The sequence below is a fragment of the Neorhizobium sp. LjRoot104 genome (assembly GCF_964253725.1).
Classification (GTDB): domain Bacteria; phylum Pseudomonadota; class Alphaproteobacteria; order Rhizobiales; family Rhizobiaceae; genus Neorhizobium.
Genome location: NZ_CAXURS020000001.1, coordinates 2,980,125 through 3,002,032, shown reverse-complemented (window position 1 = coordinate 3,002,032; position 21,908 = coordinate 2,980,125). Strand labels below are relative to the sequence as shown.

Genomic DNA, 21,908 nt, shown 5'->3' with positions numbered 1-21,908 from the left:
CTTTTCCAAAGGTCGAACGAACAAAAACAGGGGAATATAGAACCATGATCCATTCGCTCAACAAGAGCCTTCGGGTGCTATCCACCAGCGCGGCACTCGGGCTGCTGCTGTCTGCGGCACCCCAGGCCTTTGCCGCGACGCCGGCCGATACGCTCGTCGAAGGCTTTGCGATCGACGACATCATCACGATCGATCCGGGCGAAGCGTTCGAATTGTCGACCGCCGAAATCACGGCCAATTGCTACAGCAAGCTCGTCATGCTGGACCCGGCCGATACATCCAAGGTGATCGGCGACCTCGCCGAGAGCTGGACGACGTCCGGCGACGGCCTCACCTACACGTTCAAGCTGAAATCCGGCCTGAAATTCGCATCCGGCAATCCGATCACCGCCGCCGATGTTGCCTATTCCTTCGAGCGTGCGGTCAAGCTCGACAAATCGCCGGCCTTCCTGCTCACCCAGTTTGGCCTGACGGGCGACAATGTCGCAGACAAGGCCAAGGCCACCGACGACGCGACCTTCGTATTCACTGTCGACAAGCCCTATGCTCCGACCTTCGTGCTGAACGTGCTGACCGCCACGGTCGCTTCCGTCGTCGACAAGAAGGTCGTGATGGAACATGCAAAGAAGGTAACGCCGAATGCAGACTACAAATACGACACGGATTTCGGCAATGAATGGATGAAGACCGGCTATGCCGGCTCCGGGCCCTACAAGACGATGGCCTGGCGCGCAAACGAGGCCGTCATCATGGAGGCCAACCCCAACTACTACGGCGAAAAGCCGAAGCTGAAGCGGGTTATCTACCGCCACATGAAGGAAAGCTCGGGCCAGCGCCTGGCGCTTGAAAACGGCGATATCGACGTTGCCCGCAACCTGGAGCCGGGCGATCTCGATGCGGTGCAGAAGAAGAACGGCATCCAGCTTATTTCGGCACCCAAGGGCACGGTCTATTACTTCAGCCTCAACCAGAAGAACAAGAACCTGGCCAAGCCGGAAGTGGCTGAAGCCTTCAAGTATCTTGTCGACTACGACGCGATCGGTGCGACGCTGATTAAGGGGATCGGCGAGATCCACCAGACTTTCCTTCCCAAGGGCCAGCTCGGCGCGCTGAACGAGAATCCCTACAAGCTGGACGTCGCCAAGGCCAAGGAGTTGCTGGCAAAAGCAGGCCTCAAGGACGGCTTCACCGTGACCATGGATGTGCGCAATAACCAGCCAGTGACCGGTATTGCCGAAAGCGTGCAGCAGACGCTGGCGCAAGCCGGTATCAAGCTCGAGATCATCCCTGGCGATGGCAAGCAGACGCTGACCAAGTTCCGTGCCCGCACGCATGACATCTATATCGGCCAGTGGGGTTCGGATTATTTCGATCCGAACTCGAATGCCGAGACCTTCACGATCAACCCCGACAATTCGGACGGGGGCAAGACCAAGACGCTTGCCTGGCGCAATGCCTGGGATGTTCCGAAGGATCTCTCGGACGCCGCCAAGGGTGCGCTGCTCGAAAAGGATGCCGGCAAGCGTGCGGCCATCTACGAAGACCTGCAGCGGAAGGTTCTGGCGCAGAGCCCCTTCGTGCTGATCTTCCAGCAGACGGAAGCGGCTGGTTATTCGGCCAAGCTCAAGAACTTCAAGCTTGGCCCGAGCTTCGATACGAACTTCGTCTATACGGTGTCGAAGGAATAGCCTGAAAGGCCGCTTCCTTGACCTTGATCGATACGACATCCGCGACACGGCGCAGACGGCGCCGTGCATCGTCTACAACAATGGTATTGCTGCGGTTCATCGTGACCGCGGCCACCACATTTCTTGGCCTCCTGGCCGTCACCTTCTTTATCGGCCGCGTCGTGCCGATCGATCCGGCACTCGCTATCGTCGGCGACCGGGCGCCGGCGCATGTGGTGGAGAGGGTGCGCGAAGAGCTAGGCCTCAACCTGCCGCTCTACCAGCAGTTCTGGGTCTATCTCAAACAGGCCGTGACGGGCGATTTCGGTACCTCGGTGCTGACGACCAATCCTGTGATGGCCGATATCGCGCGGGTGTTTCCGGCAACGATCGAACTTGCCACGATCGGCACGATCATCGGCGCGTTTATCGGTGTGCCGCTCGGGGTGCTGGCGGCGGTCAAGCGAGGAAGCATCGCCGACCAGATCGTTCGCGTGATCGGCCTGATCGGTTATTCCGTGCCGATCTTCTGGCTGGGCCTGCTGTCGCTGGTGCTCTTTTATGCGCGCCTCAACTGGGTCGCCTATCCGGGCCGCATCGATATCGTCTACGAATACACGTTCACGCCGATCACCGGCTTCTACCTTCTGGATGCCATCTGGCAGGGCCAGTGGGATGTTGCCTGGGATCTGTTCCGTCACATCATCCTGCCGGGCTCGCTGCTCGGCTATTTCTCGCTCGCCTATATCAGCCGCATGACCCGCTCCTTCATGCTGAACGAACTGGCGCAGGAATATGTGGTGGCGGGGCGGGCCAAAGGCCTGTCGGAGACGCGGATCATCTGGTTCCACGCGTTGCGCAATGCGGCGGTGCCGCTGGTGACGGTCATCGCGTTGTCCTATGCGGGTCTGCTCGAGGGCTCGGTGCTGACGGAAACGATCTTTTCCTGGCCGGGGCTCGGCCTCTACATCACCAACTCGCTGCAGAATGCCGATATGAATGCGGTGCTCGGCGGTACGATTGCCATCGGCGTGGTTTTCATCAGCATCAATCTCTTCTCCGATCTTCTGTATCGGACGCTTGACCCCAGGACGCGAAACCGATGAGCCGGCCCTCAATAGCCCTGGGAGAGACCCCGAAGCCCTATAGCCGGGAATGGCTGCTGTCCGATCGGCCCGCTTCGCGCCGTCAGGCTCAACTTGGCCGGGCCTATGTGATCTGGCGCCGGTTTGCCGAAAACCGGCTTGCCCTCCTCGGCCTTGTCATCCTCATCCTCCTGCTGTTCGTCGCGGCCTTCGCCGATATGCTGGCACCCCATAATCCGGTGCAGGGAGACTTGCGTAACGCACGCCTGTTGCCCCCCGGCACGGCGGGCTATCTGCTCGGCACCGACGACCAGGGCCGCGACATTCTCTCGCGCCTCATCCATGGCTCGCGGCTGACGCTGCTCGTCGTGGTGCTGGTGGCGATCATCGCCGCGCCGATCGGTCTGATCGTCGGGACGGTCTCCGGTTATGCAGGCGGCTGGATCGATGCGGTGCTGATGCGGATCACCGATATTTTTCTTGCCTTTCCGAAACTGGTGCTGGCGCTGGCGCTGGTGGCCGCCCTCGGCCCCGGCATCGAGAATGCGATCCTGGCGATCGCGGTTACCTCCTGGCCGCCCTATGCGCGTATTGCCCGTGCCGAGACGATGACCTTCCGCAATTCGGAATTCATCTCGGCGGTGAGGCTGATGGGCGCTTCGCCCTTCCGCATCGTGCTGCGCCACGTCATGCCGCTCTGCATGTCGTCGCTGATCGTGCGTGTGACGCTCGACATGGCCGGCATCATCCTCACCGCCGCAGGCCTTGGTTTCCTCGGCCTCGGCGCCCAGCCGCCGCTTCCCGAATGGGGGGCGATGATCGCATCCGGCCGCCGCTTCATCCTCGACCAGTGGTGGGTCGCCGCCATGCCGGGTGTCGCGATCCTGATCGTCAGCCTCGGCTTCAACCTGCTCGGCGATGGGTTGCGCGATGCGCTCGATCCCAAGGAGGCGGGGCAATGACGATGTCAGGGAAACCGCTTCTGACGGTGGAGGATCTGCGCGTCACCTTTCCGACCCGCACCGGCGACGTACAGGCGGTGCGTGGCGTGTCCTTTGCGCTCGGCCGCGAGCGGCTCGGCATCGTCGGTGAATCCGGTTCCGGCAAGTCGCAGACCGGCCGCGCGATCATGGGCCTCACCCCTGGGCACGCGAAGATCACGGCCCGCAAGCTCGCCTTCGGCGACCGGGACCTGCTCACCATGCCGGCCCGCGAGCGGCGGCACCTGCGCGGCAAGCAGGTGGCGATGATCCTGCAGGACCCGAAATATTCGCTGAACCCGGTGATGACCATCGGCCGGCAGATCGTCGAGACGCTGAAGACGCATGAGCGGATCTCGACCTCGGCGGCCAGGGCCCGGGCGCTCGCGATGCTGGAGGCCGTGCAGATCAACGATCCGGAACGCGTCTTCTCGCTTTATCCGCACGAGGTGTCCGGCGGCATGGGCCAGCGGGCGATGATCGCCATGATGCTGGTCTGCGGCCCGGAACTCTTGATTGCCGACGAACCGACCTCGGCGCTCGACGTCACCGTGCAGCTCGAAGTGCTGGATATTCTCGACAAGCTGGTGGCCGACCGCGGCATGGGGCTGATCTTCATCTCCCATGACCTGCGGCTCGTCTCCTCCTTCTGCGACCGCGTCATCGTCATGTATGCCGGCCGGATCGTCGAGGAACTGCCGGCCGCCAATCTGGCCGATGCGCAGCATCCCTACACGCGCGGGCTCTTGAACTGCCTGCCGACCATCGGTTCGGACCGGCATCCGCTGCCCGTGCTCGACCGCAAGCCGGAGTGGGCGCTATGACATCGGCTCTCTCCATCCGCGACATGGTCGTCATATATGATGAGTTTGCAGCACTCGACCATGTCAGCTTCGATATCGGTACCGGCGAATCCTTCGGAATCGTCGGGGAATCCGGCTCCGGTAAATCGACCCTTTTGCGTGCGGTCTCCGGTCTTGTCTCGTTCGATCAGGGCACGCTCAGTGTCAACGGTCGCCCCTATTCCGGCCGCAAGCGCGACAAGGAGTTCTACCGCACCGTCCAGATGGTGTTCCAGGACCCCTATGGCTCGCTGCATCCGCGCCAGACGGTCGATCGGCTGCTGCTGGAACCGCTGGTCATCCACGGCTTCACCGATATCGAGACGCGTATCAACCGTGCGCTCGACGAAGTGGGCCTCGGATCAGGTTTCCGGTTCCGTTATTCGCACCAGCTGTCCGGCGGCCAGCGACAGCGTATCGCGATCGCCCGGGCGCTGATCGTGGAGCCGAAGATCCTGCTTCTCGACGAGCCGACCTCGGCGCTGGACGCCTCGATCCAGGCGGAAATCCTGAACCTGCTCGAACAGGCGCGCCGTGACCGCAACCTCACCTTCGTGATGGTCAGCCACGATCTGGGCGTCATCAGCCATATGTGCGAACGGCTGGCGGTGATGAAAAACGGCAAGGTGGTCGAGACCGTGCCGCGGAAAGCACTGGAAAGCCGCGAGTTTTCCGCCGATTATACCCGCCAACTGCTCGTCGCCAGCGAAGGTTTCCGCCGAGGCTGACGGGTGCCTTGATATTCCGCATGTCGTTATCCCGAAACCGGTCCCCGCTTTCGGGCGACATGCTTCAGCCGGCAGGATCGCATGCAGCTTCGGGCGCTTATGTATTTCGACGAACTGGTCCGCACCAATTCGATGCGGGCGGCAGCCGAGAACCTCAACGTCGCGGCGACCGCAGTCTCCCGGCAGATCGAAAATCTCGAACATTATTTCGGCACGCCGCTCGTCGAGCGCAGCAATCGCGGCATCAAGCTGACCGCTGCCGGCGAGTTGCTGGCGGCGCGGGCAGGGCGGACGCTGCGCGAACTCGAACATGTCCACCAGCTGATCGACGACCTGCAGGGCCTGCAGCGCGGCAAGGTGGTGATCTATGCCAACGGTGCGACGGTCGCCAACCTGATCGCGCCGGTGCTCGCCGAATTCAGCCTTCGTTATCCGAAGCTGCGTTTCGAGGTGGCGATCACCAGCGCCCGCGAGGCTGTGGAGGCGCTCGCCGCCGCCGAGGCCGATCTGGTCGTGACGCTGTTTGCGCCAAAGATATCCGGGGTGAAGGTGCGGCTGCGCTCCGAGATCACCTATGACGTCATCATGGCGGCCGATCATCCGTCCGCCGGCGCAAGTGAACTGGCTTTGCGCGACCTCGTCCGCATGCCGCTCGCGCTGCCGGACAAGAATTTCGGGGCACGGCAGGCCTTCGAGGAGCTGTTCACCAAGGACGGGCTGGAGCTCGATCCGGTTTTCGTCACGGGCTCGCTGGAAATGCTGAAGGAGCTGGTTTTACGTCGCGCGGCGGTGACGCTTTTGCCGGCGCTTGCGGTGCAGCGGGAAATCGATGCCGGCCAACTCGCCGCGGTGCCACTCACCGCCGGCAAGGCGGTGCGCACGCCGATCGATCTCTGCGTCGCGCCGGACCGCCAGCTCTCGTTCGCGGCGGGCAAGCTCGTCGATTTCATCGAGCGCTTCATGCGCGGTGCCGACGCCCGCAAATCCGCGCCCAAAAGAGCGTCGGCTTAAATGTGCTGGTGTAGCGTTTTCGGCTACACAGAGAACACAAAATTCTGCATTGTGTGTGCACCTGCGAAATGACACACTTTTGGCAATCGACGATCCCGCAGGTGCCGATCAGGCGGGTCTCGTTCCAAAAAAGGGGATAACGGATGGGCGGAATGACGCTTTCGGGCTCTGCTACCATATTGAAGAGTGCAGCTTTTGGCCTTGCGATGAGCACGGGCCTGCTTTTGGGCCAGACGGGCGCCGAGGCGGCGGCGAAGACCGCGATCACAGTCGGCATGGCAATCGAGCCGGCCGGGCTCGATCCGACGGTTGCCGCACCGGTTGCAATCGGCCAGGTGACCTGGCAGAACATTTTCGAAGGTCTGACGACGATCGACAAGGACGGCAAGATCAAGCCGCAGCTCGCCGAAAGCTGGCAGATCTCGCCCGACGGCCTGACCTACACGTTCAAGCTCCGCCAGGGCGTCAAGTTCCACAACGGCGTCGCCTTCGACAGTTCGGTTGCCAAGTTCTCGATCGACCGCGCCCGTGGCGCCGACTCGGTCAACCCGCAGAAGCGCTATTTCGCCTCAATCGACACGGTCGAGACGCCGGATGCCTCGACGCTTGTCCTGAAGCTCAAGCAGCCGGCCGGCAGCCTGCTCTACTGGCTCGGCTGGCCGTCCTCGACGATCGTCGAGCCGAAATCGGCCGCCGACAACAAGACGACCCCGATCGGCACCGGCCCTTTCAAGTTCGTCAGCTGGTCGAAGGGTTCCAAGGTCGATCTCGCCAAGAATGCCGACTATTGGAACAAGGCCGTCTCGCTGAAGCTCGATACCGCCGCCTTCCGCTTCATCAGCGACCCGCAGGCCCAGGCAGCGGCGCTGAAGGCCGGCGACGTCGATGCCTTCCCGGAATTTGGGGCGCCTGAACTGATCAAGTCGTTCGAGGGCGACAAGCGGCTGACGACGGTGATCGGCAATACCGAGCTCAAGGTCGTTGCCGGCATGAACAATACCCGCAAGCCGTTCAGCGACAAGAAGGTCCGCCAGGCCCTGATGATGGCCGTCGATCGCGCCACCGTCGTCGAGGGCGCATGGTCCGGTTTCGGCACGCCGATCGGCAGCCACTACACGCCCAACGACCGCGGCTACAAGGACCTGACCGGCGTCTATCCTTACGATGCCGCCAAGGCGAAGGCGCTGCTGGCCGAAGCAGGCTTCCCGAACGGCTTCACCTTCACCATCAAGGCGCCGCAGATGGCCTATGCGCAGCGCACGTCGCAGGTACTGCAGGCGATGTTTGCGGAAATCGGGGTGACGATGAACATCGAGACCACCGAATTCCCCGCAAAGTGGGTGGCCGACGTGCTGAAGGCCGCCGACTACGACATGACCATCGTCGCCCACGCGGAGCCGATGGACATCGACATCTATTCCCGCGATCCCTACTACTTCAATTACAAGAACCCGGCCTTCAACGACGTGCTGAAAAAGGTCGAGATGACCTCCGATGCCGCCGAGCAGGAAAAGCTCTACGCAGAAGCGCAGACCATCCTCGCCAATGACGTGCCGTCGCTGTTCCTGTTCGTCATGCCGAAGCTCGGCGTGTGGGACGGCAAGGTGAAGGGTCTTTGGGAAAACGAACCGATCCCCTCGAACGTGCTCACCGACGTTCATTGGGAAGAGTGAAGTCCAAACGATGAATTGGAGTAGGGTGCGCGCGGCAGCTTTCCCTTCTTTTGAGGAAGAGGGCATTCGCATATCAGAGATGAGACGGCGCGGCACCCTTAACCCTCCCCCTTGTGGGGAGGGTGGCCGGCAGGCGGGAGGGGTTTTCGCGCGCGGTGAAAAACCCCTCCCCAACCCCTCCCCACAAGGGGCAGGGGCTTACCCGCGGCGAGTTCCCTGTATACGGCAATGTTTCCGGCACGCTGCAAGCGCCGGAGAGGAGGTCTCCCGATGATCTCCATCCTCATCCGCCGAACCTTAAGTCTCGCAGTCACGCTGCTCGTCGTCTCGCTGCTGATCTTCACGGTCATGGACCTGCTGCCCGGCGATCCGGCGGCGATCATGCTCGGGACCTCGGCGAGCCCGGAGACGCTCGCGGCGCTGCAGAAACAGTTGGGCCTCGACCAGCCGCTGCCGGTGCGTTACCTCGCCTGGCTCGCCGGCGTGTTCCGGGGCGATCTCGGGCAGTCCTATACCTATGGCGTGCCGGTCGCGGGGCTGATCGGCGAACGGCTCGCCGTGACCCTGCCGCTGGCGCTGATCGCTATCTTTCTCTCGGTGACGATCGCCATTCCCCTCGGTGTCCAGGCGGCGCGCAAGCACAACGACGTCTTCGATTTCGCAGCCGGCCTGTTCTCCTATATCAGCATTGCGGTGCCGGCCTTCTGGGTCGGGCTGCTGCTGATCATCCTGTTCTCGACCATGCTTGGCTGGATGCCGGCCGGCGGATTTCCCGGCTGGGACGCGGGGCTTCTTGCTGGCCTAAAGGCGCTCCTCCTGCCGGCGGTGGCGCTCGCCTTGCCGCAGGCCGGCGTATTGACCCGCGTGGCCCGCGCCGCGGTGCTGGAAGTGATGAATGAGGATTTTGTCCGCACCGCCCGGGCCAAGGGCCTGAGCGAAGGGGTCGCTCTCTGGCGGCACGCGGTGCCGAATGCGCTGGTGCCGGTCTTCACCATGCTCGGCATGCAATTCACCTTCCTGATCGCCGGCGCGGTGCTGGTCGAGAATGTCTTCAACCTGCCCGGTCTTGGCCGGCTCGCCTATCAAGCGCTTTCCCAGCGCGATATCATCGTCATGCAGGATGTCGTGCTGTTCTTCTCCGCCCTGGTGATCCTGATGAATTTCCTGGTCGATCTCGCCTATCTGGTGGTCGATCCGCGCCTCAGGGCAGGCGCCCAATGACCAAAGCTCTACGCCGTCCGGTCTTCCTTATCGGGCTCGTCATCACGCTCGCTTTGTTTGCGGTGGCGCTGCTGTCCCTGGTCTGGACGCCGTTTCCGCCGACCAAGATGAACATCGTCCACAAGCTGAAGGCACCACTCGATTTCGGCCTCCTCGGCACCGACCAGTTCGGCCGCGACGTTGCCTCGATGCTGATGGTCGGCGCCTGGAATTCGCTGTCGACCTCCATCCTCGCCGTGCTTCTCGGCGCAAGCGTCGGCACGGCCATTGGTGTCGTCGTCGCCATGCGGCGAGGTTGGCTGGAACTCATCGTCATGCGCGGCTGCGACATCATCTTCGCGCTTCCGCCGATCCTGTCGGCGATGATGCTCGGCGCCTTCATCGGATCGGGCCGGTTCACGGCGATCATCGCCATCGGCACCTTCATGGTGCCGGTGTTCGCGCGGCTGAGCCTGGGTGCGGCCCTGCAGATCTGGACGCGGGACTATGTCACCGCCGCCGTCAGCATGGGCCGGCCAAGGTTGAAGATCACCCTCGTGCATGTGCTGCCGAACATTTCCAACCAGATCATCGTGCAGGTGACGATCCAGCTCGGCCTCGCGATCCTGACCGAAGCGGGCCTTTCCTTCCTCGGTCTCGGCATGCCGCCGCCGACGCCGACCTGGGGACGGATGCTGGCCGACGCGCAAACCTTCCTCGGCCAGGCGCCGTGGCTCGCGCTGATGCCGGGGCTGGCGATCGCGCTCGCCGTGCTTGGCCTCAACATGCTCGGCGACGGCCTGCGCGACCTCCTCGATCCCCGCGACAATTCCTGATTTCGAAACGAAGATATTGCCATGAATGACCTCTTGAAATTGACGATCCGTGACCTGCTCGATCTCTATTCGGCCAAGAAGCTCTCGCCCTCGGAATACTGGCTGGCGGTAGAGGATCGTATCGCCGCCTTCGAGCCGCATGTGCAGGCGCTCTACCTCTACGATCCGGACAGCGCGCGGGCGCAGGCCGCCGCCTCCACCGACCGATGGACGAGAGGCGCGACGCTTGGGGGCCTCGACGGCATCCCGGTGACGCTGAAGGAGCTGATCGCCACCAAGGGCCAGCCGGTGCCGCTCGGCACGGCGGCGGTCGAACTCACGCCCGCCGCCGAGGATGCGCCGATTGCCGCGCGGATGCGGGAGGACGGCGCGGTGATTTTTGCCAAGACCACCTGCCCGGATTACGGCATGCTCTCCTCCGGCCTGTCGAGCTTCCATCACCTGAGCCGCAACCCTTGGGACCTCACCCAGAACCCCGGCGGATCGAGCGCCGGCGCGTCGGCGGCCGGTGCGGCCGGTTTCGGCCCCCTGCATATCGGCACCGATATCGGCGGCTCCGTACGCCTGCCGGCCGGCTGGACCGGTTTGTTCGGCTTCAAGCCGAGCCAGGGCCGCATCCCGATCGACCCCTATTATGTCGGGCGTTGCGCCGGGCCGATGACGCGTACGGTCGAGGATGCCGCCTATTCCATGGCAACGCTGTCGCGGCCCGACTGGCGTGACGGGACCTCGCTGCCGCCGAACGATTTCGACTGGCTGGATTTCGATATCGACGTCAGGGGGCTGAAGATCGGCCTGATGCTCGACGCCGGTATCGGCCTTGCCGTCGATAAGGAGGTCCGCGATGCGGTCGTGGCCGCCGCCAGACGTTTCGAGGAGGCGGGCGCCATCGTCATTCCGGTCGAACCGGTCATGACCCGCGTCATGCTCGATGGTCTCGACAATTTCTGGCGTTCGCGGTTCTGGGGCGACATCGAGAAGATGCCGGAGGAGCGGCGGGCGCTGATCCTGCCCTATATCTATCAATGGGCGGAAGGCGGCACTTACATTTCCGGCGTCGAGGCTGTGCGCGGCTTCAACCAGACGATCGAGATGCGCAAGGCCTGCGGAAAGCTGTTCACCACCGTCGATGCGGTGATTTCGCCGACCAATCCGATCGTTTCCTATCCGGCGGAATGGGCCTCGCCGACCAACGATCCCGCCAAACCTTTCGAACATATCGGCTTTACGGTGCCGTGGAACATGTCGGAACAGCCGGCCTCGTCGATCAACTGCGGTTTCTCGAAATCCGGTATGCCGATCGGCCTGCAGATCGTCGGCCCGCGCTACGACGATCTGCTCGTGCTGAAACTCTCCAGGGCCTTCGAACAATGGACCGGCGGCATCTCCGCCTGGCCGGAGCCGCCGGGCGCCTGAGTTTCCAAACCTTTCGGGCGATTTCCGCTTCGGTGCGATCGTACCGGGGAACAATCACGCCCTTGCAGCGTTCAACGGCGGCAACGAACCGTGGAACCTGTGCCGCTCGCTCGGGAAACCCGATCCGTTTCACGTTTCCGACGCCGTTTGATTCTGCGCAAAGCCTTCCGCGGCGCGCATCCTCTAAGGTTCGCAAAACAGGAGATCGATATGCCCGCAGCCAACCCCACGACCGACTTCGCCCGCAACGGTACAGGCCAGAATTCCTCCGCCAGCAAGGATGTCGAAGCCCAGATCCAGCAGCTCCGTGACGATATCGCCGCGCTTAGCCGCAGCGTTGCCGCGGTCGGAACCGAGAAGGCCAGCGAATACAAGGGCAAGGCTCGTCGTGTTGCCAACGACGCCGCCGACGCCTCGATGCAGATGGTGGAAGCCGCCCGCGATCAGGCACTGTCGATGGAAAGGGACCTGGAACGTCAGATCCGCGCCAACCCTATCCAGGCCGTCGCCATCGCCGCCGGCGTCGGCTTCCTCTTCGCGCTGCTGACGCGCCGCTGATGATGGCAGGACTTGGTCCCCTGTTGGCTTCGCTCGCCGCGATGGATGTCGCGGCGTTCACGCGCAGGCTCAAACGAAATGCCGTTCTCTACGCTCTCGTGCTGCTTTTCCTGCTGACCGCCTATGGGTTGGTGGTGGCGGCGCTTGCAGTCTATCTCGCCAGCATATGGGGGCCACCAATGGCGTTGCTGGCAGTCGCCGGCGGCGCGCTTGTGCTGGCGTTCGTGGTGTATCTGTGTGCCGTGATCGCCAACGGTGCCGAACAGCGCCGTAAACGGGAAGCCGCAGCCGCCAACAGTTCCAAGGCGCTTATGATGACGGCAGCTCTGACGGCATTGCCGCTGCTCGTCAAATCCCGCCCGCTGCTGCTCGCTGCGGTGGTTGGCGGTCTCGGCTTCCTCGCGACCAAAACCATGGGCGCTTCGAGCCGAGATTATTCCGATCCGGCCGAGTAAAAGCGGGTCTTGTCTTACGGCTACGACAGCGGTCGCCTGCCTTGTGCGGGCGACCGTTCCGCGACCCGCCAGGGCGTCTCCGACTAAATCGGCTCCCGCGAACAATAGTAGGCTGTTTGTGGCCGCGCTGTGTCTTTTGTAAATGACGACAGGGTCACTCGATGATCTAGCCGAATTTCGTTGTCGAAATTTGGGCGGGCCTTGTTGTTGCGAATACTGGTTGTCGATCGGGAATTTCTGGTGGCCATGGAAGTGGAGACCGTGCTTGCCGAGGCGTTCTCCTGCGAAATCAAGATCGCAACGCCGCGCACATATGCAAGGGATCTGGAGGACGGCCGCTTCGACGTCGTGGTCATCGATTCGGCCCTGATCCCTCGGGAGAGCGAGGATGCCGCGCTTCGATTGAGGACCTGCGGGGCGGGACTGGTTTTCACCACGCTCAGTGTCGCGGATATGGATGGTGTGGAGGGCTGGGACGGAGTGACGGTCGTCGCCAAACCGTTCAACGACCACCACCTCGTCGAGGCCGTCAAAAACGCCGCTCGGCTGTGAGCGGCGTTTTGCGAGTTTGGGGTTTGGACTGGATCAGCTGCCGAATGCGCGCGACGTGATCGCCGCGTCGCCTGCGTCCGGGCCGTAATCGCCCTCGCCGGAGACGCCAAGCAGCTCCTGGAGTCGGGTGCGGGCGCGGGAAACACGGCTCTTGATGGTGCCGACGGCGCAGCCGCAGATCGTCGCGGCTTCCTCATAGGCGAAACCGGCAGCACCGACGAGGATGATCGCTTCGCGCTGATCGTCGGGCAGCTTGTCGAGAGCCTTGCGGAAATCCTGAAGGTCAAGCCGACCATATTGTTCCGGATGCACCGAGAACCGCTCGCTGAACAGGCCGTCGCTATCCTGCACCTCGCGTCCGCGCTTGCGCATCTGGCTGTAGAATTCGTTGCGCAGGATGGTGAACAGCCAGGCCCGCATATTGGTGCCGGCGGTGAAGCTGGTCTGGTTTGCCCAGGCTTTCATGATCGTATCCTGCACAAGGTCGTCCGCCTTGTCGTGCCGGCCCGTCAGGGATACGGCGAATGCACGCAGGTTGGGCAGCGACGCAAGAAGGTCGCGCTTGAAGCCGCGATCGTCGATCTCGTCTTCCTTGCTCATTTCGCGTTCACCGGCTTGGCATTCTTCTCCGCCTGCTCCAGGCGCTCGAGAAGATCGAGAAAACGATCCGGAATCCCTTCTTCCTGTACCGCGTCGTAGAAGTCCCGTAACTTACGGGAAATGGATGCATTCGGCGGCACCGCTCCGGGTCGGACTTCGTGGGATTGGATTTCTGTCATCTCTTCTTTTTTTCTGTTGTCGTCACTCATCACGCGGGCAGCCTGTTGCGATATCGTCGGGCAGAAGAATTCCTGGCGGCAAAAAAAGTTCCACTCTTGCGGAACTTTTTTTCAAGGCCCACGTTCATAACAGGTCAATTGCCCGCTGGGCATCGAGGGAGATTTTGTATGTCACTCACCACACGCGTTGCGTCTCACCTTCCATATCTGCGTCGGTATGCTCGCGCCGTCACCGGATCACAGACCTCGGGAGACGCCTATGTCGCTGCGGTCCTGGAAGCTTTGATCGCAGACGTTTCGATATTCCCCGAAACGTCCAAGGACCGTGTCTCGCTTTATAAACTCTTTGTTACAATTTTTGGTTCCACGAACATTGAGATTCGCCCCATCGAATCGCCGTTTGCCTGGGAGCAGCGCGCGGCAGCCAATCTCTCGATGCTGCCCTCCCAGTCCAGGCACGCCTTCTTGCTGGTCTCGGTCGAAGGGTTCAGCATCGAGGAGGCCGCCGAAGTCCTGGATGTCAGCACGGCCGAAGTGAACCGCCTGCTCGACGACGCCACCCGCGAAATCTCGCGCCAGGTGGCAACCGACATCATGATCATCGAGGACGAACCGCTGATCGCGCTCGACATCGAGCAGATGGTGCAGGATCTCGGCCACCGCGTCACGGGCATCGCCCGCACCCACAAGGAAGCGGTTTCGCTTTTCCAGTCCTCGCACCCGAAAATGGTGCTCGCTGACATCCAGCTTGCCGACGGCAGCTCCGGCATCGACGCGGTCAACGAAATACTGAAGTCGTCGAGCGTGCCGGTAATATTCATCACCGCCTTTCCGGAACGGCTTCTGACCGGCGAACGGCCGGAACCGGCCTTCCTCGTCACCAAGCCGTTCAATCCGGACATGGTGAAGGCGTTGATCAGCCAGGCGCTGTTCTTCAACGAAGCCGTCAAGGCCGCCGCTTGATCCCATCGGCGGCGGTCGGGCCGGCAGGCCGGAACAATATACAACAGATGGGCGTTCTGGCGCATCCGAAGAGGGAAACCCATGTTGTATTATGCTCTTGTCTGCCTGCTCGTGGCGATCCTCACCGGTGCGCTCGGCTTCAGCGGCATTGCGGGAACGGCAACCGGTCTCGCGCAACTGCTGTTTTTCCTGTTCCTCGCATTGCTGCTGATATCGGTGGTCGTCGGCTTGTTCAGGCGCGTTTGACGTCCTATAAAAGGCAGATAATCATGCTCATAAATGCGGGTATCTATGCGTTCAGCAGGCGCCCGGTTTTCCCAGCTAGCCCGCGGACGGAGTGAGGAATTTGATGCATCCCCTGACATGGCAGCAGGCTGGTCAGAGTGATGACAAGTTACGCGAATTTTTCATGCCGGCACTTGTGGATCTCGGTGCCAGCATCATGATCCAGGACGCCGGCCTGAATTATCTCTTCGTGACCCATCTTCCGGAGATCTGGGCTGTGGAGCATGTCCGGACCCCCACCGATATCAGCCTGTTCGGCGAGGAGGTCGGGGCAAAGCTCGCGACCCTCAAGGACGGCATGACGGAAGCCGGGCGCAAGGGCCATATCGAGATCACTATCGGCACCGAGCAGATCTACGAGTTCCGCGTCCAGACGGTGGAATTCTCCAATGGCGGCCTGCATTTCGTCACCACGATCATCGACCGTTCCGAGGAGCGTCATCGCGAGCGTCTGCTACGCGCGCTGCTGCGGGAAGTCAGCCACCGTTCCAAGAACCTGCTTGCCATCATCCAGAGCATCGCGCTGCAGACGGCACGGTATTCGGGCTCGCTGGAGCTGTTCCTGCACAAGTTCCGGGGCCGCCTCTATTCTCTTTCGCAGAGCCAGGACCTGATCACCGATTCCAGCTGGCGCGGCGCTTATTTCTTCGAACTGGTGCAGCAGCAGACGGAAAAATACCTGCCCGAAAACAAACATCTGGTGCGCGTCCACGGTGACAATATTCTTCTGACGCCGAACGCCTCGCTGCATATCGGACTGGCGCTGCATGAGCTGATCGTCAACGCGGTCAGCCACGGTTCGCTTTTGCGCAGCGGCCGGGTCATCAACGTCACCTCCACCCGCATGCATCTCAACGGGCATGACTCGCTCGAGATGATCTGGGACGAGGTGCTGGATGCCAGCCGGAGTTCCGAAGATAACGAGGACTCATTGAAGGCCCATTTCGGCAGCACGGTGCTGGAACGTGTCGTACCGGCCTCCGTCAACGGCAAGGCGCAATATGTCATCTCGAACGACCGCATCAGCTATCGGCTGGTATTCCCGCTGGAAAGCGGCGGGGATTGACAGTCAATCGGTAGCAATGCCGCCCATGACGTCTCGCGAACAGAACATCCGCGAAAAGCGCAGTCGATCGCGGCAGTAGCACTTCTGCTCAATATTCCACGCCACAAAACTGAGCTGGCCCGGTTCCGGTTGACGGAGCCGAGCCAGTTCGTCTCTTCGAGGGGGATTGAAGAGTATGTCCGAAGGCTTTGTAGGGCGGGGGACGGGGGGTCGCCTTCGAACACTGTGATAACGAACGCCCCGCAGATAAGTTCCGGGGCGTTCAAAAAAAAATTCAGTGCTTGCGAAGCCAGTCGTCGACCTCCCGGTCGGCGTCTTCCTGGGCCTTGCCGTAGCGCTCCTGGATCTTGCCCGCGAGCTGCTTGCGGTTGCCGGCAATCTTATCCAGATCGTCGCCGGTGAGCTTGCCCCACTGGGTCTGGACCTTGCCTTTGAACTGTTCCCAATTTCCTTCGACCTGATTCCAGTTCATTGCGTGTTCCTCCTGATTGCTGGCGGACGATCCCGCCAGTGGCCTAACCACGCTCCAGCCGTCCTGTTCCTGCCCCCGCCAACAAAAACGGCGGCCGAAGCCGCCGTTCTCAAGGATGTCAGTCGCGGTCAGTGTTTCAGCGCCCTCGGGTCGAGCGCATCGCGGATCGCGTCGCCCATGTAGTTGACGCTGAGGACGGTCAGCGAGATCGCCAGGCCCGGCCAGAGCACGCGCGAGGGCGTCAGCTGGAGGAAGTTGGCGCCGTCGAACAACAGCCGTCCCCAGGTCGGGAAATCCGAGGGAAAGCCGAGGCCGAGGAAACTCAGCGCCGATTCCGTGATGATCGCCGAGGCGATCCCCAATGTCGCGGAAACCATGATCGAGCTCAGCACGTTCGGCAGGATGTGCCTGAGGATGATGCGATATTCCCGCATGCCGCTCGATTTCGCCGCCAGGATGAATTCCTGGCTTTTGACGGCCAGCACGTCGCCGCGCACGATGCGGGCGGTGTGCATCCAGCTGGTGATCCCGATCACGAAGACGATCAGGATGAAGATGCCGGTTTCCGGTCCGAACGCTGCCCGCAACGTATCGCGGAACAGCATCAGGATGACGAGCAGCAGCGGCAGCAGCGGCAAGGCCAGGAACAGGTCGGTGATGCGCATCAAGGGGCCGTCCAGTTTCCGGATATAGCCGGAGACGACGCCCACCAGGGTTCCAAGGAAAAGCGCCAGCAGCATCGCCGTGATGCCGACGGCAAGCGAAATCCGGCCGCCTGCCAGCACCTGGGCCAGCATGTCCTTGCCGAGGTTGTCGGTTCCGAACGGGTGAGCCCAGGACGGCCATTGGTTCTTGTCGCGGATGTTGATGGCGTTCGGCGCGACGCGGTGGATATAGGGGCCGACAAACACCGCCAGCACGATGAACGTGAAGACGATGAGCCCAGCCACCCCGCCCCTATGGGCACGGAACTGGCGCCACATGTCGGCGAAGGCGGATCGGGTGGGGGTTGCCGCCTTGGCGGGTGGCGTGGTTGTGAGCGTCGCATCAGTCATAACGGATCCTCGGGTCAAGAATGCCGTAAAGCACGTCGGCGATGAGGTTGAAGAGCACGATCAACACCGCGAAGATGAAGGTCAGGGTCTGGACGAGCGGGATATCCGCCCCCTGGACCGCGATGATCAGCAACTGGCCGAGCCCGTTCACGCGAAAGATCTGCTCGGTGATGATGGCGCCCGAGAAGATCGTCGGGACGCCCAGCGCGATCACGGTGACGACCGGGATAAGGCTGTTGCGCAGCACGTGGATGAGCAGAACCGATTTTTCCTTGACGCCCTTGGCGCGCGCCGTACGCACGTAGTCCTGATGCAGGTTGTCCAGCATCGAGGCGCGCACGAAGCGGGTGATCTGCGACGCGTTGAAGAGCGACAGGACCGTCACCGGCAGCGCCATCTGCTTGATCTGCTGAAGGAGGCTCGAGAAGTCGTTGACGACGAGATTGGTGTCATAGACCGACGGGAACCACTGCAGATAGGAGGAGAAGATGACGACCAGCAGAACGCCGGTGAAGAAGGTCGGCACCGAGTAACCGACCATCGACAGGAAGGTGCCGATCTGGTCGAAGATCGAATATTGCTTGTAGGCGGAGATGACGCCGATCGGAACGGCGATCAGCACGCCGAACAGATAGGCGAGACCGACGACCCACAGCGTCTGGGGCAAGCGCTGGACAATCAGGTCGACGACCGGGCTTCTGGTCGCCCAGGAAAGCACCCGCATGCGGTTCCCGTCGCCGAACTGCCAACCGGTCAAGCGTTCGATGATGTTGAGCGGTTCGTTGATGAAGAACTGCTGCAGCCAGTACAGGTAGCGGAAGAAGAATGGCTGATCGAGGCCAAGCGACGCGCGGATCTGTTCGCGGACCTCCGGCGGGATCGTCAACGGCAGGTCGCCGGTCGGATCGTTGGGCGCAAGATCGAGCAGCGCGAAAATGACGAAGCTGATAATCAGCAGCGTCGGGATTGCAAAAAGCAATCGCCGCAAGGTGTATGTGAACATCAATAAGTCTCCAGACTAGCACGGAGAAGAAAATGCGGGCGCCGGGCCTGCCACAAGGGCAGGCCCGGCGATCGGCATCACTTCGTGCGCGACCAGTCGGCGACGTTCCACAGCTCGCTGTCCCAGGCGTTCATCTTCACGCCGGCGAGCTTCAGAGAGTGCGAGGAGACGCTGCCGCGGTGGACGAGCGGGATATGCGCGCCTTCCTCGGTCAGCATGTCGTTGAGCTGCTTGGCGAGCGCCGAGCGCTTGTCGAGTTCGGCGGTCTTCGAAAGCTCGCCGACCAGCTTGTCATAGGCCGGGTTGCAGTAGCGCGGGATGTTCTGTCCCTGCCAGCCGTTCGCCGGGCCTGGAACCTTGTCGCACAGCCATTCTGCCAGATACTTTTCCGGATCGGTGCCGTCGAAGTTGTTGGTGTACATTTCGACGTCGGCATAGAATTTCTGGAAAGTATCGGGGCTTGCGGGATCGCCGCCGAAGAAGACCGAGGCGCTGGCGTTACGCAGTTCGGCACCGACGCCGATCTGCGACCACATGTCCTTCACCAGTTCCTGGGTCGCCTGGCGAACCGAGTTGGTGGAGGTTGCGTAGAGGTAGGACAGCTTGACGCCGTTCTTGGCGCGGATGCCATCCGGCCCCTTCTTCCAGCCGGCATCGTCGAGCAGCTTGTTGGCGGCCGGGATGTCCTGCTTCAGGCACCAGCTGTCGTTCTTGGTGGAAGCGACGGCGGCCGGGGCGGGCACGATGTTGCAGGTCGCCTTGCCGGCGGCGCCGTAACCGGCTTCGACGATGATGCTGCGGTCGATGGCGAGCGACAGTGCGCGGCGGACCGCCGGGTCGGAGAGCGACGGATGCGGGCCGGCTTCCTTGGTGGAACGCTTTGCGCCGAGCGACGGATCGGCATTGTAGTGGTTGAGGTTGATACGCTCGACCTGGGTGCCGAAGGACGTCACCAGCTTGCCCTTGCCGGCGGCGACCATCTTGGCGAGGATTTCCGGCTCCACCTGCATGTTCCAGGCATAGTCGTATTCGCCAGTTTCGAGAACGGCCCGCGCGGCAGACGCTGCATCACCGCCGCCCTTCAGGGTGACGGACGCGAATGCGGGCTTGGCCGCATCGCGGTAGTTGGTGTTGGCGGTCAGTGTGATGACGTCGTTCGGCTTGAATTCCTTGACCACGAATGGGCCGGTGCCGATCGGGCCGAAATTGGCCGAGGTGCAGCCCGGAGCCTTGGCGCCGACGCAGTTTTCGAACTGCTTCTTCTGGATGACCGGCGACTGGGCGCCGACAAAGGCGCTGTAGGGATAAGGCTTCGGCTCGTTGAAGGTGATCTTGACCGTCTGCGGATCCGGGGCCTCGACACTCTTGACACCTTCATACTGGGCGGCCTGAGCGCAGCCGCCATCCGGCGCGATGCAGTATTTCCAGGTGAAGATGACGTCGTCGGCGGTGAAAGGCGTGCCGTCCGACCATTTGACGCCCGGCTTGATCTTCCAGGTCATGCTGAGCAGATCCTTGGCGACGCCGCCGTTCTCGATGGTCGGGATCTCGGAGACCAGCGTCGGCACCAGTGCGCCCTTCTCGTCGTAGCGCGCAAGCGGCTCGATGACCATCGAGGAAGCGTAGACTTCCTTGGTGCCGCCGGAAAGGTAGGGGTTCATCGTCGAAACCGCCTGCCAGAAGAGGATCTTCAGGTCCCCGTCCGTGCCCCGTTCGGCATGCGCGGCAGAGCCGGCGAAGGCGAGGGCGGCAACGGTGCCGGCCAGAAGAAGTTTGAGGTTTTTCATGCTGCTATTCCCCTTATCGTTCTCTTATGAGTTGTGGTTGGGCATGCCGGTCAAGCCGGCTTTTTCTGCCTTGGGACTGCGAAGTCGCCTTCCTCAACTTATTGACTTCGCAGCGTATTTCTTGTCTGTTCCTCCTCCGAAACTACCTTAAGAAGAAATTGCATGCTGCCGCTTTTGGCGAGCATGATCAAATTTTGAGCCATCTAAGCATAGGCCTATTTTGCGTTCAAGCCGGAAAATTGAAGCTTGCAAAATCGTGCCTTCGCGTCGCAATATCCGCTCCGACCAGAGTGGGAAACAGCAAAAAAACAATGAGGTCTGCGTAATGCCAGTGATCAATCGAGTTGCCGAAATGCAGGATCAGGTCGCCGAGTGGAGGCGCCATCTGCATGAGAATCCGGAGCTGCTCTACGACGTTCACGAGACCTCGAAATTCGTCGCCGAGAAGCTGAAGGCATTCGGTTGCGACGTCGTCGAGACCGGCATCGGCAGGACCGGCGTCGTCGGCATCATCAAGGGCAGCCAAGGCGACGGGCCGGTCATCGGTTTCCGCGCCGACATGGACGCGCTGCCGATCCTCGAAACCTCCGGCAAGCCATGGGCCTCCAAGACCCCCGGCAAGGCGCATTCCTGCGGCCATGACGGCCACACCGCGATGCTGCTCGGGGCGGCCCAATACCTTGCAGAGACCCGCAATTTCAAGGGTTCGGTCGCGGTCATCTTCCAGCCGGCGGAAGAGGGCGGCGCCGGCGCGCTGGCGATGATCAACGACGGCATGATGGAGAAATTCGGGATCAAGGAAGTCTACGGCATGCACAACGAGCCGCGGCTTCCGGTCGGCAGTTTCGCCACCCGTAAAGGCGGTATCATGGCCGCCGCCGACACGTTCGAGATCACCATCCACGGCCGCGGCAGCCATGCCGCCCAGCCGCACAATTCGATCGACCCGATCCTGGTTTCCTCGCATATCGTGCTGGCGCTGCAGTCTATCGTGTCTCGCGAGACCGACCCCCTGAAGTCGCTCGTCGTCACCGTCGCCTCGATCCATGGCGGCGAGGCGAGCAACGTCATCCCGGCCTATGTGAAGATGACGGGAACGGTGCGTACGCTTTTGCCGGAAACCCGCGATTTCGCCGAGAAGCGCCTGAGCGAAGTGGCGCAATCGACCGCGATCGCCCATGGCGCGACGGCCGATGTCATGTACCGCCGCGGTTATCCGGTCACCTTCAACCACGATAACGAGACAGATTTCGCGGTGGAAATTGCCGCCAAGGTCGCCGGTCCCAAGGCGGTCCAGACCGGCATGGCGCCGCATATGGGCGCGGAAGATTTTTCCTACATGCTGGAGAAGCGCCCCGGCGCCTTCATCTTCATCGGCAATGGCGATACCGCGAGCCTTCACAACGCCGCCTACGATTTCAACGACGAGGCAATTCCCTTTGGCGTCAGCTACTGGGTGACGCTTGCCGAAACCGCGCTCGCCGCCTGATCCGAA

23 protein-coding genes are annotated in these 21,908 nt (G+C 62.0%); 17 read left to right on the top strand and 6 right to left on the bottom strand.

Annotated elements, in window-relative coordinates:
• The first annotated feature begins 44 nt into the window (after positions 1 to 44).
• The 13 genes from ACSQ8R_RS15250 (at position 45) to ACSQ8R_RS15190 (ending at position 13,003) form a co-directional block, all read left to right on the top strand.
• Positions 45 to 1,688: an ABC transporter substrate-binding protein gene (locus ACSQ8R_RS15250; RefSeq protein ID WP_436254150.1), complete on the top strand. Its 1,644-nt coding sequence runs from the start codon at positions 45 to 47 to the stop codon at positions 1,686 to 1,688.
• Positions 1,689 to 1,768: 80 nt separating this feature from the next.
• Positions 1,769 to 2,773 carry an ABC transporter permease gene (locus ACSQ8R_RS15245; protein WP_436254149.1) on the top strand — a complete coding sequence of 335 codons (1,005 nt, stop codon included), beginning with the start codon at positions 1,769 to 1,771 and terminating at the stop codon, positions 2,771 to 2,773.
• Complete coding sequence (locus ACSQ8R_RS15240; RefSeq protein WP_436254148.1) at positions 2,770 to 3,714, top strand: ABC transporter permease; 945 nt, start codon at positions 2,770 to 2,772, stop codon at positions 3,712 to 3,714. The genes ACSQ8R_RS15245 and ACSQ8R_RS15240 overlap by 4 nt, the downstream gene beginning before the upstream one ends.
• Before the next feature lie 2 nt (positions 3,715 to 3,716).
• A complete protein-coding gene (locus tag ACSQ8R_RS15235; RefSeq protein ID WP_436255484.1) occupies positions 3,717 to 4,556 on the top strand; it encodes an ABC transporter ATP-binding protein in 840 nt (279 codons plus the stop codon).
• On the top strand, positions 4,553 to 5,302 hold the full coding sequence (locus tag ACSQ8R_RS15230; protein ID WP_436254147.1) for an ABC transporter ATP-binding protein: 750 nt from the start codon (positions 4,553 to 4,555) through the stop codon (positions 5,300 to 5,302). Before ACSQ8R_RS15235 ends, ACSQ8R_RS15230 begins: the two co-directional genes overlap by 4 nt.
• 81 nt (positions 5,303 to 5,383) lie before the next feature.
• Positions 5,384 to 6,313, top strand: a complete 930-nt coding sequence (locus ACSQ8R_RS15225; RefSeq protein ID WP_436254146.1) for a LysR family transcriptional regulator — start codon at positions 5,384 to 5,386, stop codon at positions 6,311 to 6,313.
• Positions 6,314 to 6,465: 152 nt separating this feature from the next.
• Entirely contained in the window at positions 6,466 to 7,986 is a 1,521-nt protein-coding gene (locus tag ACSQ8R_RS15220; protein WP_436254145.1) for an ABC transporter substrate-binding protein, read from the top strand.
• Between the two features lie 270 nt (positions 7,987 to 8,256).
• A complete protein-coding gene (locus ACSQ8R_RS15215; RefSeq protein WP_436254144.1) occupies positions 8,257 to 9,207 on the top strand; it encodes an ABC transporter permease in 951 nt (316 codons plus the stop codon).
• The gene (locus ACSQ8R_RS15210) at positions 9,204 to 10,022 is read left to right on the top strand and encodes an ABC transporter permease (protein ID WP_436254143.1); all 819 of its coding nucleotides are present in this window, start codon (positions 9,204 to 9,206) and stop codon (positions 10,020 to 10,022) included. The genes ACSQ8R_RS15215 and ACSQ8R_RS15210 overlap by 4 nt, the downstream gene beginning before the upstream one ends.
• A 21-nt stretch (positions 10,023 to 10,043) precedes the next feature.
• Positions 10,044 to 11,438 carry an amidase gene (locus ACSQ8R_RS15205; RefSeq protein WP_436254142.1) on the top strand — a complete coding sequence of 465 codons (1,395 nt, stop codon included), beginning with the start codon at positions 10,044 to 10,046 and terminating at the stop codon, positions 11,436 to 11,438.
• Positions 11,439 to 11,648: 210 nt separating this feature from the next.
• Positions 11,649 to 11,996 (top strand): DUF883 family protein, encoded by a 348-nt coding sequence (locus ACSQ8R_RS15200; RefSeq protein ID WP_436254141.1) that lies wholly within the window; start codon positions 11,649 to 11,651, stop codon positions 11,994 to 11,996.
• Positions 11,996 to 12,451, top strand: coding sequence for a hypothetical protein (locus tag ACSQ8R_RS15195; protein ID WP_436254140.1), 456 nt, complete (start codon positions 11,996 to 11,998; stop codon positions 12,449 to 12,451). The genes ACSQ8R_RS15200 and ACSQ8R_RS15195 overlap by 1 nt, the downstream gene beginning before the upstream one ends.
• Before the next feature lie 240 nt (positions 12,452 to 12,691).
• On the top strand, positions 12,692 to 13,003 hold the full coding sequence (locus ACSQ8R_RS15190; RefSeq protein WP_436254139.1) for a hypothetical protein: 312 nt from the start codon (positions 12,692 to 12,694) through the stop codon (positions 13,001 to 13,003).
• Between the two features lie 33 nt (positions 13,004 to 13,036).
• On the opposite strand, the gene ACSQ8R_RS15185 is transcribed toward ACSQ8R_RS15190, so the two are convergent.
• Complete coding sequence (locus tag ACSQ8R_RS15185) at positions 13,037 to 13,603, bottom strand: RNA polymerase sigma factor (RefSeq protein ID WP_436254138.1); 567 nt, start codon at positions 13,601 to 13,603, stop codon at positions 13,037 to 13,039.
• Positions 13,600 to 13,782 carry a NepR family anti-sigma factor gene (locus ACSQ8R_RS15180; RefSeq protein WP_210009995.1) on the bottom strand — a complete coding sequence of 61 codons (183 nt, stop codon included), beginning with the start codon at positions 13,780 to 13,782 and terminating at the stop codon, positions 13,600 to 13,602. The genes ACSQ8R_RS15185 and ACSQ8R_RS15180 overlap by 4 nt, the downstream gene beginning before the upstream one ends.
• A gap of 168 nt (positions 13,783 to 13,950) precedes the next feature.
• Between ACSQ8R_RS15180 and ACSQ8R_RS15175 the strand changes: the two genes are divergently transcribed.
• From ACSQ8R_RS15175 to ACSQ8R_RS15165, 3 genes are all read left to right on the top strand, one after another.
• Positions 13,951 to 14,745 (top strand): response regulator, encoded by a 795-nt coding sequence (locus ACSQ8R_RS15175; protein WP_436254137.1) that lies wholly within the window; start codon positions 13,951 to 13,953, stop codon positions 14,743 to 14,745.
• A gap of 81 nt (positions 14,746 to 14,826) precedes the next feature.
• Positions 14,827 to 14,991, top strand: coding sequence for a DUF1328 domain-containing protein (locus ACSQ8R_RS15170; RefSeq protein ID WP_436254136.1), 165 nt, complete (start codon positions 14,827 to 14,829; stop codon positions 14,989 to 14,991).
• 163 nt (positions 14,992 to 15,154) lie between these two features.
• On the top strand, positions 15,155 to 16,096 hold the full coding sequence (locus ACSQ8R_RS15165; RefSeq protein ID WP_436254135.1) for a sensor histidine kinase: 942 nt from the start codon (positions 15,155 to 15,157) through the stop codon (positions 16,094 to 16,096).
• A gap of 274 nt (positions 16,097 to 16,370) precedes the next feature.
• Here ACSQ8R_RS15165 and ACSQ8R_RS15160 read toward each other — a convergent pair whose 3' ends face one another.
• From ACSQ8R_RS15160 to ACSQ8R_RS15145, 4 genes are all read right to left on the bottom strand, one after another.
• Positions 16,371 to 16,568, bottom strand: coding sequence for a CsbD family protein (locus tag ACSQ8R_RS15160; protein ID WP_436254134.1), 198 nt, complete (start codon positions 16,566 to 16,568; stop codon positions 16,371 to 16,373).
• Between the two features lie 128 nt (positions 16,569 to 16,696).
• Positions 16,697 to 17,623: an ABC transporter permease gene (locus ACSQ8R_RS15155; protein WP_436254133.1), complete on the bottom strand. Its 927-nt coding sequence runs from the start codon at positions 17,621 to 17,623 to the stop codon at positions 16,697 to 16,699.
• Complete coding sequence (locus tag ACSQ8R_RS15150) at positions 17,616 to 18,626, bottom strand: ABC transporter permease (protein ID WP_436254132.1); 1,011 nt, start codon at positions 18,624 to 18,626, stop codon at positions 17,616 to 17,618. The genes ACSQ8R_RS15155 and ACSQ8R_RS15150 overlap by 8 nt, the downstream gene beginning before the upstream one ends.
• Before the next feature lie 77 nt (positions 18,627 to 18,703).
• Positions 18,704 to 20,413: a peptide ABC transporter substrate-binding protein gene (locus tag ACSQ8R_RS15145; RefSeq protein WP_436254131.1), complete on the bottom strand. Its 1,710-nt coding sequence runs from the start codon at positions 20,411 to 20,413 to the stop codon at positions 18,704 to 18,706.
• Between the two features lie 325 nt (positions 20,414 to 20,738).
• On the opposite strand from ACSQ8R_RS15145, the gene ACSQ8R_RS15140 reads away from it, so the two are divergent.
• Complete coding sequence (locus ACSQ8R_RS15140; protein ID WP_436254130.1) at positions 20,739 to 21,902, top strand: M20 aminoacylase family protein; 1,164 nt, start codon at positions 20,739 to 20,741, stop codon at positions 21,900 to 21,902.
• Positions 21,903 to 21,908 lie beyond the last annotated feature (6 nt).